This is a genomic window from Flavobacterium sp. YJ01, from assembly GCF_029320955.1.
In the GTDB taxonomy this organism is placed as follows: Bacteria; Bacteroidota; Bacteroidia; order Flavobacteriales; family Flavobacteriaceae; genus Flavobacterium.
In genome coordinates, this window is sequence record NZ_CP119757.1 from 1,555,590 (window position 1) to 1,573,183 (window position 17,594).

The 17,594-nt window shown below is 36.6% G+C and carries 11 protein-coding genes; all 11 read right to left on the minus strand.

Annotation, left to right across the window (positions count from 1 at the left end):
* Nucleotides 1–178: 178 nt before the first annotated feature.
* The 11 genes from P0R33_RS06930 to P0R33_RS06980 all read right to left on the minus strand — a co-directional run bounded on the left by P0R33_RS06930 (nucleotide 179) and on the right by P0R33_RS06980 (nucleotide 17,510).
* Complete coding sequence (locus tag P0R33_RS06930) at nucleotides 179–2,731, minus strand: sugar-binding domain-containing protein (RefSeq protein ID WP_276174774.1); 2,553 nt, start codon at nucleotides 2,729–2,731, stop codon at nucleotides 179–181.
* 113 nt (nucleotides 2,732–2,844) lie between these two features.
* A complete protein-coding gene (locus P0R33_RS06935) occupies nucleotides 2,845–3,861 on the minus strand; it encodes an L-rhamnose/proton symporter RhaT (RefSeq protein WP_144219282.1) in 1,017 nt (338 codons plus the stop codon).
* A gap of 32 nt (nucleotides 3,862–3,893) precedes the next feature.
* Nucleotides 3,894–4,940, minus strand: a complete 1,047-nt coding sequence (locus P0R33_RS06940; protein WP_144219281.1) for an aldose epimerase family protein — start codon at nucleotides 4,938–4,940, stop codon at nucleotides 3,894–3,896.
* A gap of 451 nt (nucleotides 4,941–5,391) precedes the next feature.
* Nucleotides 5,392–6,483, minus strand: a complete 1,092-nt coding sequence (locus tag P0R33_RS06945) for a mandelate racemase/muconate lactonizing enzyme family protein (protein ID WP_144219280.1) — start codon at nucleotides 6,481–6,483, stop codon at nucleotides 5,392–5,394.
* A 15-nt stretch (nucleotides 6,484–6,498) separates the two neighbouring features.
* Nucleotides 6,499–8,631, minus strand: coding sequence for a glycoside hydrolase family 3 C-terminal domain-containing protein (locus P0R33_RS06950; protein ID WP_276174775.1), 2,133 nt, complete (start codon nucleotides 8,629–8,631; stop codon nucleotides 6,499–6,501).
* An 85-nt stretch (nucleotides 8,632–8,716) separates the two neighbouring features.
* Entirely contained in the window at nucleotides 8,717–10,264 is a 1,548-nt protein-coding gene (locus tag P0R33_RS06955; RefSeq protein WP_276174776.1) for an arylsulfatase, read from the minus strand.
* Nucleotides 10,265–10,280: 16 nt separating this feature from the next.
* Nucleotides 10,281–11,735 (minus strand): aldehyde dehydrogenase, encoded by a 1,455-nt coding sequence (gene aldA, locus P0R33_RS06960; protein ID WP_144219277.1) that lies wholly within the window; start codon nucleotides 11,733–11,735, stop codon nucleotides 10,281–10,283.
* Nucleotides 11,736–11,760: 25 nt separating this feature from the next.
* Nucleotides 11,761–12,531, minus strand: a complete 771-nt coding sequence (locus P0R33_RS06965; protein ID WP_144219276.1) for an SDR family NAD(P)-dependent oxidoreductase — start codon at nucleotides 12,529–12,531, stop codon at nucleotides 11,761–11,763.
* A 120-nt stretch (nucleotides 12,532–12,651) separates the two neighbouring features.
* Nucleotides 12,652–13,668 (minus strand): alcohol dehydrogenase catalytic domain-containing protein, encoded by a 1,017-nt coding sequence (locus tag P0R33_RS06970; RefSeq protein WP_144219275.1) that lies wholly within the window; start codon nucleotides 13,666–13,668, stop codon nucleotides 12,652–12,654.
* Between the two features lie 24 nt (nucleotides 13,669–13,692).
* Complete coding sequence (locus P0R33_RS06975) at nucleotides 13,693–14,943, minus strand: glycosyl hydrolase (protein WP_223704647.1); 1,251 nt, start codon at nucleotides 14,941–14,943, stop codon at nucleotides 13,693–13,695.
* A gap of 23 nt (nucleotides 14,944–14,966) precedes the next feature.
* Entirely contained in the window at nucleotides 14,967–17,510 is a 2,544-nt protein-coding gene (locus tag P0R33_RS06980; RefSeq protein WP_223704646.1) for a sugar-binding domain-containing protein, read from the minus strand.
* Between the last annotated feature and the right edge of the window lie 84 nt (nucleotides 17,511–17,594).

Genomic DNA, 17,594 nt, shown 5'->3' on the forward strand with positions numbered 1-17,594 from the left:
CATCTTTTTTCTAGCTTATAAAAAAACGCTTATAGTAGGATTTTAAAGTTCCTCTGTCAGCGTTTTTGTTTTTTCAACTATATTTACTTTTAAATTCAATCTGAGTGCTCCTTTTAGATTTCATCTTTTCTTGAAGCAATTTTCTATTCATAATATTATAAAGTGGAAATCGTTAGTCTTAATTATTTTTATCATTCTCAAAACCAGTAGCTCTAGGGTTTTGAATTTGACTTTCATATCTCTTTCCATCTTCGCCTGTAAACTCTTTGAAATAATGATAGTAAGAACCATAACCTCCATTATCATTTTCTTCTTTTAAACGCAGTTTTTGCCATTCATTGAAATATTTTGTGGCTTCTTTTTGGTCGCCTATTAAAAAGAAATAATCATTTTTAGAGATTACTTTTCCTAATTTATCAGTCAGTTCCAGATTGACAAAGAACTTTGACTTTACCGTTTTCAGTACTTTTTCATTTATAGGAAAAAACGATTTGGCACTATTTTCCTCAATTTTTGACACTTCAAAATTTTTGGTTGAAATCACCGCACCCGAGTCATCTTTCATTTCAAACTTCACCTTACAGTCTTTATATTCTTTATAAAAATCATTAATGATCCAAATATTTCCAATAAAAGCTTCTTTAGTATCCCAACGGCGTTTTTTGAATTCAAAATTTACCAATAAGGGCTGATAAGCCTTTTGAACAAAATAATAGGAGTTTTTTGGTTTTCTGTAATTATCTACAATCGCCCATTTCATATCAGGACCATAAGTGATATAATGGCACAATGCAATACCACTTAAACTTGGTTTGTCACGTCGGAAATGTTCGATTCCGTTTTGGAAAATAATTCCTTGTGCATCTTGCGTTGCATTGACAAACTCTTCCAACGAACCTTTCATTTCACTATTAAAGACATCCCAGTTTTGCATACGCAAATGCGTCAAATCGGCCCAGTGGTGACCCCAGCTCAATCCCGGAGGCCACATTTCATTTTCAGGAATAAATTTTTTCAAACTCTCTACCGATGGCACAGAGGTAATAGCAAATTCAGGAACAATTGGAAATCCGTTTGCATTTGTTTGGTACCAATCTTCGTGCAACCATCGTCCCATTTCATAAAAATAACGCAAAGCATGAACCGCTTCTTTTGGTTTAAATCCCGCTTGTTGTCCTACATGATCCGTCATTGGTGAATCGGGGACATACGGCAAGTTCACATGAGCTTGCAAGGAATCACCTAAACGCTCCAAAAACTGTCGCCCGAATTTTGGATCACGGGTACGGAACATCATTTCTTCTCCACCTTCCATCATGATTAATGAAGGATGATTTCTACGAGCCACAACGACCTTCACTCCTTCGTTAAAAATTTCAGCTAAGTTTTTCTCATCCGATGGAATATTACCTGTTCCTAGCGGAATGATGTCTTGCCAAACGGTCATACCCATTTCATCACAATATCGATAAAACTCAGGAATTTCTGGAGGATGCCATCCGAAAATCCGAATGTTATTCATATTCATTTCTTTAGCCAAACGAATCAACTCTTTGTAATCGCTTATTTCTGTGCGACCCACAAAAATATTTGGCGGTCCACCCCAACAAGCCGAACGAATGAAATGAAACTTTCCATTTATATAAGTCGAACGCGGAAAACTAACATCGACATCCTTTACAAAACCAGGATTCCATTTGGAAGTCACCTCACGAATGCCAAAAGTAGTTTCGTTAACATCCTGATTTAGTTTACCATCTTTAATGGCTATTTTTGCGATATATAAATTTTGATCTCCTAAATCCCAAGGCCACCATAACTTAGCATCCTTTAGATGTATTTTTTGAATTACTTTATGCGTTCCAGGGGAAATCGTTTTTTTTAAAACAACTTTCTCTTCCTTCATTTTAAAGTTTTTACCATTCAGCACTGCTTCAAAAGAACATTCTTTGGCTACTGGATTGGTATTTTCCACCGTAATTTCAAGACTTACATCTGCTGAGCCATCTTTATTAATTTTATTATTGGCATACACATCTTTAAAACGAATCTTACCCGTACGTATCAATTTTACGGGCCCTACAATTCCGATTGGAGTAATATCTCTCCAATAATCGCCAAACCAAGGTGTTTTTTTACCCGCTACAAAAGCATTCACTTGAGGAGGTGTATCCAGTTTTACGACCAACATATTTCGTCCTTTGAGGAAATCCCATTTATGAATTCTTAAGTAGTCGTTGACATTGAAAGAAAATGGAGAAAATACCCCTTCATGCTTTCCTAAGTAATGACCATTTAGCCAGACTTCACAACTGTAATCAACACTTTCAAAAACAAGATCTACCATCTGGTTTTCGATACCTTCTGTTATACTGAATTGCAAAGCATACCACCACTCATATTGTTGTACCCATTGGGCTTTGACACTATTTCTTCCAAAATGCGGATCCTCAATTACTCCTGCTTTCCATAAATCAGTATAGACATCTCCTGGCACTTTGGCGTTGTTCCATACTAAGGTTTCAATATCTTCTGCAGGTAACTTATGAAGCCCTTTTTTCACACCTTCACCGGGTGCCATCATTTTAAATCGCCATTTATAACCACTTAAATCAAGCATTTGCTGACTTGAATCTTCAAGTGACAAAGTCGTATTGGGTTGTGCGTAACTGCCTAAAATCCAAAATAAACTTATAAAAAAAGTAATACATTTCACTAACTTTCTTTCCATTGCTTTACAGTATTAAAACAAATTCATAAAACTGATTTTCAAAAAAAGAGATAAAAACACTTCGTTTTGAATATCAAAATCTGTTAATTACATTGATGATTGCTTCTCTTAAATTATGCTACGCCATTTCCAAAAGCAACAATCACAATTCCGATTACCATACAAGCCAAACCCACATACAAAAAATTTCTCGCTTTGTCTGAGGCATTACGCCACTCTCCTGTTACAATACCACTCATAATAGCGGTAACCACACATGAGGTATTGAATATGGCATAACCAACAGTATTCCCGCTACTTCCTAATTTAAAAGCGGCATACGCAAACAATGCTGAAGCTGCATAGTGAAAAACAGCCATTACTAAAATTAATATGAAGTTTTGAGAGAAAGCAGGAGTTTTAAAATTTACCCACGCTTTTTTAGTAGACAATTGTCCGATAAAATAAGCGGTCATTACTACACCTCCACTAATGAAAATGGGAAACATTACTGCAACAGCGGTAATCCATTCGGCATTTCCATGTGCTTGACAAGCTTCATGTAAATAAGGTCTTCCGACAGCATTGGCATAACTAAATCCAGTAGCCAATAATCCTCCTACAACAGCGATTATAATACCAGTAGCCATAGATCCTTTTTCAGGAGCGCCGTCTTTTCCAGTTGATTTTTCAAATTTTTCTCTAATAAGACCTGCTTGACCATTGGCAAAAACCCCAATCAGTACTACAAAAAGTCCTGATAGAATAAGTGTTAATTTATTTGTTGGGGGCAATCCCTCTACAACGAAAGGCAATAAGGATCCTACCAAAATAATCGTTCCGATAAACAAAGAAAAACCTAAAGACAAACCAATGTGATTAATGGCTTTTCCCCACATCATTACTCCTGTTCCCCATAAGAAACTAGCTAGAGCCATTTTGACCAAAATTTCAGTTGGCATGTTCAAAAAGATTTCCGAAAAACCCGTAATTAGCGATGCAGAGGCAATAATGGGAACTACAAACATGGTCAACAAGAAGAATAAACTCCAGGTGTTCTCATATTTAAAATCTTTTGTAAATTTTTCTGGTAGCGCATAAAGCCCTAACATCAATCCGGCGAAAATTGCCAAAAACATTCCTTCAGTCATGTATTTATTTTTTTTGGTTGTTAATTAAATTTTTAAAAGGAAAATTTAAAAATCGTTTCACTTTGAAAATCTTCTTCCTTTTTGGTAATTGATTTTGGTGAATTACTGATGTTCATACCGTTTGGATAACGATGTGTTTCACAACAAAAACCTCTATATTTTCCGTACTGCTCGCCAGTCTCGCGCTGCAATGCATCCGAAGTGTATTTTCCTGTATAAAAAAGCATTCCTGGTTCTGAAGTAAATACGGTTAAAGAACGATTCTTTTCTGCACATTGAAATTCAGCCACTTGTTCAAGTTCAAAATTATTTTTATCAAAAATGAAGTAATGTTCAAAACCATCATTCATTTTAGCATGTAAGTCAACAATTTTTTGTGTAAATCTTAAATCATCTACTTGCCCTTCTAAGTCTACTACTTTACCCGTTGCAGCACCGGTATGGTCTATTTCTAACTTCTTTGCAGCCTCCACAGTCACAGTATGATTTTCAATCGAATTGGTAAAACCCGATAAATTAAAATACGTGTGGTTGGTAAGCGACAATGGTGTGTCCGCATCTGTACTTGCTAGATAACGGACACTCAACACATTGTCATTGTCCAAACTATAAAAACAAAAAACTTTAACATTTCCGGGAAAACCTTCTTCTAAATCAGTACTTAATAGGGACATTTTCACCCCTACTTTGTCTCCGTTCATTTGGATTTCGCTTTCCCACATTTTCTTATCAAAACCTACTGCACCTCCATGTAAATTGTTGTTACCACAATTAGCGGCTAACAAATATTCTTTTCCGTTTAAAGTAAATTTAGAATCCTTAATTTGCGATGAATATCTTCCGACAACTGATCCAAAATAAGGTGCATTATTCTTGTATTCTTCTGAAAAATAACTTTCAAACTTCTCAAAACCACATACCAGTTCGTCATGACTTCCATCGCTGTTAGGCACTGTAATTGAAGTTATTGTCGCTCCAAAATCCATTATTTTTACAACCATTCCGTTGTCATTGGACAAAGTATATTGCGTTACTTCATTGTTATGATGCGTTCCGAATTTTGATTTAGTTACTTCCATTTTTTATTTTTTTTTATACAAATACTTTATTACAAATAGTAGTTGCTAGTCAATATTATACTTTCAATTAAGCTACTATTTTGTTTTGCCACTGATTCAAAGATTAAAATCGATTTAATAAACATTTCGATAACAAATCTTTTTAATCGAAACGATTTTATCTAACTTCCTTTTAGTTCTATTTATATTAGATTTTTGAGGATGACTTTTTAAACACTATTCTCAATTGCATGATAATATTGAGGGTTTAATCAAAATCTAATTTCGGCTAAAGCCATTTTAATTAATTAAATTGAACCTTTAGCTAAAGCTAAAGGCAATTGAATTCAGTTTTTATGATCAAAAGTTAGCAACTCTCTGTCAAGTTCGAACGACTTTCTTTATTTAATCCGATTCCTAGTTGATGAAAACATAAGATGACTGTCTACTTTCGTTTTAGGCTTCACATTATTTACATTTTATAAGGTGCTAATTTCTCCCAATTGAATATCACACCCGTGCCGGGATAATCCGGTGCTACTGCTCTGTGATTTTCTACCACCAAAGGACGTGTAGTATATTCGTCTATAGGGAAACTGTGTACTTCTAACCAACCTGAATTGGGTTGCGAAGAAACCAAACTTACATGTAGTTCTTGCATTCCGTGAGAGCAAGCAGGAATATTGTGTTTATCGGCTAATCTAGCCGCTGCTAACCATCCTGTAATTCCACCACAATTGGAAGCATCAGGCTGAATAAAAGACAATTTTGCTTGGTCAAAAGCGTATTCAAATTCGTGAATGGTGTGTAAGTTTTCGCCCATTGCTAAAGGAAATCCAGTTTTATCAACGATTTCGCCGTAGCCTTTGTAATCGTCTGGGATGATTGGTTCTTCAAACCAAGTAATATCGTATTGTTTGAAACCTTCAATGGCGCGAATTGCTTTTTCTTTAGACATGGAATAATTAGCATCGACCATAAAAGTTACGTCCGGACCAACAAATTCACGCACTGCTTTGATACGTTGTAGATCCTCTTCAAGATTCTCACGTCCAATTTTAATTTTCACCGCTCTAAATCCAGCATCCATGTAGCCTTGCATGTTGCGCAAAAGCTTTTCAATTGGAAATTGCAAATCGATTCCACCACAATACGCTTTACACGTATTGCCTTCACCACCTGCCATTTTCCAAAGTGGCTGGCCTGCTTTTTTACATTTAATGTCCCAAAGCGCAATATCAATCGTTGAAATAGCAAATGAAGCAATACCGCCACGACCTACATAATGTACGTGCCATTCCATGAAGTCGTAAATTCCATCAATATCAGTTCCATCTTTTCCCACCAATACCGAAGCAAAATCATGCTCTACCATTGCTTTGATCGCGTAACCACCTTTACCGCCAGTATAGGTATATCCTGTACCTTCTGAACCATCTTCAAGTGTAATTGTAGTGGTAACCAATTCAAAATGAGAATGATCTCCGTGTTTTGCATCATTTAAAATTTCAGGTAACGGCACCTTAAATAATTGCACTTTTACATTTTTAATTGCAGTATTCATCTGTTACTTAATTTGTTATTTTAATTTTATCTTTATTTCTGCTGGTTTTGCAGCTCCTAAATTGGCGCTTCTGTGACTTGGTAATGCATTCGAAATTAGCAATTTATAATTTCCTTTGATCCATGTTTTTTCACCCTCTAAATTGGTTTGTTTTAAATCTTCTTCAGTCAGGTTAAATGTTAGCTTTTTAGTTTCTCCTTTATTTAATGGTACTCTTTGGAAACTTTTTAAGGCATAGAAAGGCAAAAAGTCTTTGGTGTCTTCGGGTACTAAGTACATTTGAATCACATCTTCATAATCTTTGTCCCCACTATTTTTTACATCTACAGACACTGAAATCCTTTTTCCTTTTTTGATAATTGTCTCTGAGGAGCTAGGATTTTTAATTTCTAAAGTGCTGTACGAAAGTCCAAAACCAAACGGATACATCGGTTCTTCGGTCATGTATTTATAGGTTCTGCCTTTCATGCTATAATCATCAAAAGGAGGCAGCTGCTCCACATTTTTTGGAAAGGTAATTGGCAAGTGACCAGAAGGTGCTACATCGCCAAAAATGACATCAGCCACGGCATTTCCTCCTTGTTCACCTGGATACCACATCAAAACAATAGCATCAACATAAGGTTCTACTTCGTCTAATGAAACGGGACTTCCTGTTCCTAAAACCAAGATAAGCGGTCCTTTTTTGTTTTTACTTACTGCTTTTATATAATCAATTTGACTTTGCGGTAATTTTAAATCTTTACGGTCTCCTTTGTGTTCCGAAGCAATAGCATCCACTTCTTCTCCTTCAATTTCGTTTGAAATACCCGCTACTAATACTGTTGCATCAACTGTTTTGGGCACTTGCACCGCCCAGTTCAATGGGTTTAAATTATTTTGAAAAGGCAATACTCCCAAACGATATTCTACAGAAGTTCCTAAAGATACCTTCTCGGTAATTCCTTCTAAAACGGTCACCATATTGGGCGCAGATCCATAATAATTGGCCAACAATATATCTGTTGAAGCCGCGAACGAACCTGTAACATATAAGGTTTTAATATTTTTATCCAAAGGCAATACATTGTCCTTATTTTTCAACAGTACAATGGATTGCTGCGATGCTTTTCTGGCAACTGCTTTATGCGCATCGGAGTTGATTACTTCAATACCAATGGTATTGTATGGATTGCTTTCGTCTTTGTCAAAAAAACCTAATTGAAAACGAATTAAAAACAGTTTTTTCAAACGCTCATTAATCAACTCTTCGGTAATTAATCCTTTATCCAGCGCCGATTTTATATTTTTATAGACCCAACCACAGTTCAAATTCACTCCTGTTTTTAAAGCAAGTGCAGCGGCTTCCTCCACAGTTTTTACTTTTTTGTGTCCTTTCATAATGTCCACTAGAGCACCACAATCAGATACGATATAACCCTCAAATCCCCATTGCTTTTTTAAGATGTCATCCATCAAAAGCTTGCTTGCATTGGCAGGATCACCATAAACAGCATTGTAAGCCCCCATGATTCCTTGTACTTTCCCTTCTTGTACCAATGACTTAAAGGCTGGTAAATAAGTTTCGTACAAATCTAATTTGGAAGGATTGGCATTAAAACTATGACGCAATGCTTCCGGTCCAGAGTGTACGGCAAAATGTTTTGCGCAAGCGGTGGTTTTAAAATACTTAGGATCCTTACCTTGTAAACCTTCTACAAAAGCAACTCCAATTTTGGAAGTCAAAAAAGGATCTTCACCATAGGTTTCTTGACCTCGACCCCAACGAGGGTCTCTGAAAATATTGATATTGGGCGACCAAAAAGTCAATCCCGCATAAATACCCCTATTTCCAATTGATTTTGAAACTTGAAACTTGGCTCTTGCTTCATCCGAAATAGCGTTCGCCACTTCTTTAATCAAACTAGGATTAAAAGTAGCGCCCATCGCAATACCTTGCGGAAAAATAGTGGCTTTTCCATTTCGGGCAACACCGTGAAGTGCTTCGTTCCACCAATTGTATTCAGGAACTCCTAAACGAGGAATTGCAGGGGTATCTGAAGTAAATTGACCACATTTCTCATCAATAGTCATTGCATTCAGCAACAAATCAACCCTTTTTTCAAAAGACAATGATTCGTCAAACCATTTTTGGTGCTGACTTTTCACCGTTGATGCTGCTATTAAACAAGCGCAAAGGATTATATTCGAAATGTATTTACTAAAAAACTTCATCTATTTTTATAATTATGCGCTACTTTAACTCAAGTTGTTGAACACCAGAATAAGCATCGCCCCGCATTTTTTCAAAATCCTTCACCATTTCTGATAATTTCTTCGGATTTGATTTTGCTACATTATTTTTCTGAGCGGGATCTTTTTTTACATTGTATAATTGATAACTTTTTTCCATTCCAGTTTCAATCTGAACGTCGGCTATTACAGCGGGACCTTCATAAGGTGGAATCATCAACCAATCTCCCTTTCTCAGTAATGTTTTTGTATTCGCTTCAAGTATCAAAGAAGTTCTTCCTTTATCACTTTTTCCTAAAAAAACAGGCAAAATATCTTGACTATCCGTTGGACTTGCCTTTGCATCAATTAAGGTTGCCAATGAAGCCATCAAATCCATTTGACACACTAAGGCATCGGATACTTTTGGCTTAATCGTTCCTTTCCAATACGTGATGAAAGGAACATGAGCACCCGCATCTAACAGACTGTATTTGCCTCCTCTTAAACCTCCTTTGGGGTCATGATTTCCTAATTTTTCAACCGCATCATCTTCATATCCATCATTTAAAACTGGTCCATTATCACTAGAAAAAACAATCAAAGTATTCTCTAACATTCCTTCTGCTTCTAAACTTGCTACAAATTGACCAATTATCCAATCGGCCTCAAGGATTACATCGCCACGTGGTCCCATACCCGATTTACCTACAAAACGAGGATGCGGTGTTCTAGGAACATGAGGTTCTTGTAAAGCATAGTACAAAAAGAAAGGTTTGTTTTTGTGTTCTTTTACATAAGTGGTCGCTTTTGCTAAAAAATGATCCGCCATATCTACGTCTGACCATTTTGCAGATTGTCCCCCTTTCATAAAACCAATTCTAGGAATTCCATTGACAATACTATTGTTATGTCCATGGTGCCATTTCATTTTTAGTAATTCAGGATTTTCAATTGCTGTAGGTTCTCCTGGGAAATTCTTATGGTAATTAACTTCAATTGGATCTTTAGGATCTAAGCCAACCACATTTCCATTCTCAATATAAACCGTAGGCACTCGATCTTGCGTTGCCGCCATAATATGTGAATAATCAAAACCTACTTCATTGGGTCCAGGAGAAATGTGTGCATTCCAGTTCACATTTCCTGTTCCTAAACCTAAATGCCATTTTCCGATAACGGCAGTTTCATATCCTTTTGACTGAAAAACCTTTGCAATTGTTTCTTGCTCGGTAGAAATCAACAAAGGAGCTGTTCCTGGTAAAATTTTGGCATCTTTATTACGCCAAGGATACACCCCTGTTAAGATTCCATACCTACTTGGAGTACAAGTAGCAGAGGTCGCGTAACCATTTTTGAAAAGTATCCCCCCATTGGCCAACTTATCAATATTTGGTGTTTGCAATGCAGTAGCACCATAACAGCTTAAGTCTCCATAACCCAAATCATCAAGGTAAATTAAAACTACGTTGGGGCGAGTTGTTTTAGTAACCTTAGTCTGAGCCAAGCAAGTTGTAGCGATTGTTAAACAAAGAAACGTTGCAAGTTTTAAATAGGGGGTAATTTTCATAATAATTGTGTATTAACTAAGCTTTATGTCTAATGTAAAATGTTTTCTTTTCTAAATATTGTTCAAAACCATATTTACCATCTTCACCACCAGAACCAGATAATTTATATCCGTTGTGGAAGCCTTGGTGCTGCTCACCATGACCACGGTTTACATAAATTTCTCCGTACTCTAATTCGTCATTACATTTCATAATCGTGTTCATGTCATTGGTAAAAACCATCGCAGCCAAACCATATTCACAATCATTGGCAAAACCAATAACTTCTTCAAAAGTTTTGAATTTTAAAACAGGTAAAATTGGTCCAAAAGACTCTTCGTGAACAATAGTCATGTCTTGCGTAACATTGGTCAAAACAGTTGGTTCAAACCAATATCCCTTTTCAAATCCAGCACCCGTTGGTTTGTTTCCACCAGTGGCAACGGTTGCTCCTTCTTTGACACTCACAGCAACTAAATGTTCCATTGCTTTCAATTCCGCAGCGTTTACTTTTGGTCCCATATCTGTTTCTTCCAACATTGGATCACCTACTTTTAACGCTTTTACTTTTGGAATGAATTTTTCCATAAAAACATCATAGATATCCTCGTGCAAATACATACGTTCGTTACAAGTACACACTTGACCACAGTTGTCAAAACGCGAATGTAAGGCAGCATCTACAGCCGCATCGATATCAGCATCAGCAAAAACGATAAAAGGTGCTTTTCCTCCTAATTCTAATTGAACGTGCGTTAAGTTATCTGCTGCATTACGAGCAATATCCTGACCTACAGGTGTAGAACCTGTCATGGTAACCATTTTAGTGATTGGGCTTTTTACCAAAGCATTCCCCATAGCTCTACCTGGACCTGTAAGAATGTTGATAACCCCCGCAGGAATACCTACTTTATTGGCAATATTTCCTAACTCTAAAGTAGACAAAGGAGTTTCAGAAGTTGGTTTAATAACAATACTGTTTCCTGCAATCAAAGCCGGTCCTAATTTACGAGCCGCTAAAGCAAAAGGAAAGTTCCAAGCCGTGATGGCAACGATTACGCCACGAGGCACTTTCTGAATCCAAATTTGCTCATTGGCATTATCAGAAGGAATAATATCTCCTTCGATTCTACGAGCGCCTTCACAAGCATACTCGATAAAAGATGAAGCTACCGCTACTTCAAAACGAGCTACCTTTAATAATTTACCTTGCTCTTTTACAATTAATTGTGCTAGGTATTCAGCATTTGCTTTAATTTCGTTCGAGAATTTATATAGTAACTCTGCTCTTTCTCTGGCAGGTTTTTTCTTCCACTCTTTTTGAGCTTTATCTGCAAAAGCTAAAGTTTCTAAAGCTTCTTCAGCAGTACCGTTTTGTACTCTTGCCACCACTTCTTCAGTTGCGGGACTTAAAACGTCAATTGTTTCTCCAGAAGTAGAAGTTCTCCACTCTCCGTTTATAAATAATTGGTATTCTTTAATTTCAGCCATTTTACTCCAATTTTAAATATTAATATTAACGTCCCATCCAGCCACCATCAACAAGCATCGTTGTACCGTGCATGTAAGACGCTGCTTCAGAGCATAAGAAAACAGTTGGTCCAGCAAAATCTTCTGGTTTACCCCAACGACCTGCTGGTATTCTTGATAAAATAGATGCAGAACGAATTGGGTCATTACGCAAGGCTTCTGTATTATCAGTATCAATATATCCTGGAGCAATAGCGTTTACATTTACACCTTTACCTGCCCATTCGTTAGCAAAAGCCATTGTTAATTGACCGATAGCTCCTTTACTGGCAGCGTATCCTGGAACTGTAATTCCACCTTGGAATGTTAATAAAGAAGCTGTAAATACTACTTTGCCACTTCCTCGACCAACCATATCTTTACCAATTTCTCTAGTCAAGATAAATTGTGCATTTTGATTTACTTCGACTACTTTGTCCCACATTTCATCTGGGTGCTCTGCTGCTGGCGCTCTAAGAATAGTTCCTGCATTGTTTACTAAAATATCAATCTGAGGAAAGTCAGCTTTGACAGCTTCAATAAAGGCATACAAAGACTCTCTATTACTAAAGTCACAAGCGTATCCTTTAAACTTTCTTCCTAAAGCAGTTACTTCTTTTTCAACTGCACTTCCTTCTGTTTCTAATGAAGCACTTACTCCAATCACGTCAGCACCAGCTTGCGCTAAACCAATAGCCATTGCTTTTCCAATTCCTCTTTTGCAACCTGTTACCAAGGCTACTTTTCCTTTTAAACTAAATGTATCTAAAACACTCATTATCTTTTTTTTTTAAATTATTTATTCTTAGTATTAAAAACGATTCCCGATACATTTCTTGCTCCTTTTCACTCCACAAAAAACACTCGAACAGACGTTTTTAATAATTACACTAACGGATTACAATTGGCAGTCCATCAATACTTTTAATCCTTCTGGATTTTTGTCGATGTTTTCAAAAACCTGTTGAATATTACTTAACGGTTGTACATCGGTAATCATTTGTTCAAAAGGCAATTCGTTGGCAGTGATCAATTCAATTGACTTTTCATAATCTTCTTTCTCGTAAACACGCGCTCCGATTAAGTTTAATTCTTTCCAGAAAAATTTAAACAAATCCACTTCTTTTTTAACCCCGTGTATAGCTACCATTACAATTCGCCCACGAATACCAGCTACCTCACACATGATATCTAAAGCGGGCTGTACACCAGCTACTTCAAATACAACATCAGCTCTGCGGTTTTCCGTTTTGCTCTTTACATATTCAACTAAATCGACCTCAATTGGACTTACAGCGTCAAAACCAAGTTCTTTTGCTTTTGCAATACGATTTGGATTTACTTCTGAAATAATAACCTGCGCCCCTACTTCTTTAGCTACCATGGCTACTAATAGTCCGATTGGGCCTCCTCCTAAAACGACTGCTGTTTCTCCTCTTACCAATCCACTTCTGCGAACATCGTGTGTTGCTACAGAAAGCGGTTCAATTAGTGCCGCTAATTTTAAATCTGTAGAAGCTTTTAATTTATGAAGGACGAAAGTGGGCACATTCCAATATTGTTGCATCGCACCTTCACTATCAATTCCGATAAACTTCAACTCTTCACAAATGTGATTGAAACCTTTATCAGATGCTTTTACTTTTCTATCATCTAAAGGACGCACTACAATTTTGTCTCCCACCTCAAAATCCGTAACGCCTTCTCCAACTGCATCTACCACACCTGACATTTCATGCCCGATTGTTTCTGGAATACTTACGCGTTTGTCCATCATTCCGTGGTAAATGTGTACATCGGTTCCACATACTCCTACATAGGCAACTTTAATTCGTACTTCACCTTCAGCAGGTGCTACAATTTCTTTATCAATTACTGAAAAGGTTTTATTACCTTCATATCTAGTTGCTTTCAATTTATTTTTATTTTAATATTATTATTATTTATGCATGTTTTCAGCTTTCTCTTCTTTTCCTTTAACTGATTTTTCACCTGGAGCCACGTGAGTTGTTTTTCTTTCCGATGAGAAACGCATGATACTTTGATAATTCCAGTTGTTGTATTTATGAGTGAGTCCCCAACGCAAAGCTTCGGTTGGCTCTTTTTCATTATCGGCAGTTCTGTTTATACCAATGGCATGTGGAGCATCTTTTATAGAAGCTTTGATTTCAAAATTGATTCCGTCAGGTGACCACTGTATCGTGTTTTTTTCAGGTCCATCGGTCGTGATTAAGGAAGCAATTCCGCCATTATAAGGCCATACACAAATTTCGTGACCACTATTACTAATTGGGTTATAAGGTGATTTTACATAAGGGCCAAGAGGATTATCTGCTATAGCAACCCCATGACGAATTTGACGACCACCGAAAGTCATTTCTTCTCCCATTTGTTCCCCTTTGTAATACAAATAGAATTTTCCTTTATAAGGCAAAATACAAGGGTCGTGTGTTTTATGACTATCAAAATCCCCTTTTTTCTCTACCAGAAAACGGTTGTCTTCCGTACCTTTCCATATACCATTTTCAGCTGGGGCCAACACTGGAGCATCCAATTTTGTCCAAGGACCATCTGGCGAAGTTGACCAAGCCATACCTACTTTTTCTTTTACACGTACATTGTATATTCCTTCGACAGTTTGGTAGCATAAATAATATTTTCCATCCCATTTCATGATTTCAACAGTAAAAACCGAACGATCATCGTAAGAACCTTTTTTCCCTCTTGCCACTGCTATGCCTTCTTCTTTCCAAGTCCAACCATCTGTAGAAGTAGCGTACCAAATATCACATCGATCCCACGGAAATACTTTTTTATTTTCCATATCCCCACCAAAACCTTCAGTAGGTCCGGTGCTTTTAGAATACCACACATAATACTTGCCGTTTTCCTGGATAATTCCACTTGGATCACGACGCACTACTCCCTCTTCATAAGCCAAATCACCTTTTAAGGTTTGTGGTTCACCAAATTCAATAAACCATTCGTTTCCTAAAGATTGATCCCATTTTAAGGCTCTTTTAGTAGCCGCACTTAAATGATCAACATCTTTAATACCATATTTGTCTTGATATTTTATAGCCAATTCTCTAAGCTCTTTCTCCTCTTTTTTAGACTGAGCTGTAGCCGATGTAAATGCCAACCCTAAAGAGAGCATGCCCATCATTACTGTTCTTGTTGTAGTATTCATACGTATCGTTTTTTTTAATTAGTTTATTTTTGAGTAATTTTTATTGTATTGCTTTCTAGATTGCTTGTTTTAGCTTTTATACTAATGTTTGAAGATTGGTCTTTTTTGGATTGTATAATAAATAGGCATCTTCCTTGACTCAAGACAATTTTATTAGACTGAAAATCCTGTACATTACCCACAGCTCCATTATCAATCCCTAGAACTTTAGCTTTTCCTTCAACCGTAAAGCTAATCTCAGGATTAAAAGTTTTTATTGGATTACCATCAGCATCAACAACTTGAGCTACAATGTGAGCCACTTGATAACCGTCTGCATTTATCAATGTTCTATCCGTTGTCAACTTAATAGCATGGGGTTTTGAAGGCGTTATTAATTTCGTTTGAACAGTTTTTCCTTTATGAGTGCCTTTAGCGTAAAGTGTACCTTTCTGATACGGAACAGACCACTTGTAAATATGATCTTCAAAATCTGCCAATTTTTTCTTCCCAAGAGACACTTCATTCAAAAACAATTCTACTTCATCACAATTGGAATAAATTTCTACTATTGTTCTAGTACCGTTTGCATACTCCCAATGTTCATTTACATCTTGCCAAACCCATAGCGCTGTTTCCCAGGCACCTTTTTTCTTTTCAACAGGCTGCCCTGTTTTTTCATCAACTTTATAATTTGATTTTTCTTCTGTTTGGGTAGCAATGTATAATTCAGGTGCATCATTCCATAGCGACTTCATCATGTGGTAAGAAGGCTTTTCAAATCCCGCAAAATCAAGCATACCGCTGTCAGTTCCTTTTTTTGGCCATCTTTTGTTAGATTCTCCCAAATAGTCAATTCCAGTCCATAAAAAAGTTCCAGATACAAACGGACGATCCAATATGGCTTTCCATTCATGCCATTGTACCAAATTCTCAGTACCCATTATAATTTTATTTGGATAGTTTTTATGTCCGTAGTCATACATTACGCGACGGTAACTGTAGCCCAAAATATCTACTGCATCTCCAAAACCGTTTATATGACTAACCGATGGCAATATGGAATTTGCAATAACATATCGGGTTGTATCCATTTCTCTCGTCCATTTTGCCAATTTATGAGCTGTTTCACCAATATTGTATTTTTCTTTTGGACTGGTTTCATACCTTCTCTTAATTTCTTCTGGACCAATAGGTGGAATAGACCAGAAATAATTACCATCCCAATTCATATTAAAGAAACCCGTTGCATCAACTGATCTTTGATATGTCCACTCTATTTCGTTACCAATGCTCCACTGAAAAATTGAAGCATGATTTCGGTCGCGTAACATCGTGTTTTTTAAATCACGTTCTGCCCAGTCCTGAAAATGTTCGCCATAACCACGTGTAATGTAATCTACCGACTTCTCTTTCATATTCAAGCGTTTGTCTTTTGGATTATCCCATTCGTCAAAAAACTCATCTTGAACCAGAAATCCCATCTCGTCACACAAATCGATAAATTCTGCCGATCCTGGATTATGAGAAATACGAATCGCGTTTACTCCTGCTTCTTTCAACTTCACAAAACGTCTTCTCCAAACATCCTTAGGCACAGCAGCACCAACCAATCCTCCATCATGATGCAAACACACTCCTTTTATTTTCATGTTTTTGCCATTCAAATAAAAACCAGTGTTAACATCAAACTTTATAGTACGCACACCAAAAGTCGTAATCGTTTCATCAACCGATCGTCCATTTTGTCGAATCGTGATTTTTGCATGATAAAGGTTGGGAGAATTCACATCCCATAAAGCAGGATTTGCAATAGTTGTTCTTAGCGCTAGTTCTTTTTCTTTTCCTGCATTCAAGCTAAGTTTCGTCGTTTCTTCTGCTACCTTCTTATTAGTAGCGTCTAGAATTTCGGCAACTACTTCAAAATCCTGAGTCGTATCAAAAGCATTCTTTACTTTAACTTCTACATTTACTTCACTTTTTTCTTTTGTAACTGCAGGAGTTGTGATATAAGTACCCCAAATAGGAACGTGCAATTTGTTTTTGGCAATTAATTTTACATTTCTATAAATTCCCGAACCTGTATACCAGCGGCTGTCAGCGTATCTTGAATGATCTACCTTTACTTTCACCGTATTTTTATTATCACCTATATAAGGAGTGATGTCATAATAAAATGGAGAATATCCATAAGGATGCTCACCCAGCTTTTGATCATTTAACCAAACTTCGCTGTTATTATAAATTCCATCAAAAAGAATATAATGTAAGGTATTGGATTCTTTACCTAGTGAAAAATCTTTTTCATACAAACCAATTCCACCTACTTTATATCCAGTAGCTCCTTCTCCTTTAATAGAGTCAAAACTAAAAGTGGCACTCCAATCATGCGGTAAATTAATTTCTTCCCAGTTATTCACACCCGCCTGTTCTGCTCTTTCCAATTTAAACCTCCAGTCAAAATTAAAATCAGAACTAGTCCCGTCTGTTTTTGAAGCTGTACAACCATATAAAGCCATACACAATATACTTCCGTAAGAAATCTTTTTCAGTACATTATACCTCTTCTTTTTTAAATTCTTTTTCACTCTATGTTTTTTTAATTAACTATAAAGAGATTGTTTCTCTTTTAACTATTTGTGTTTTTTTATTGAGTTTCATTATTCTTTTAT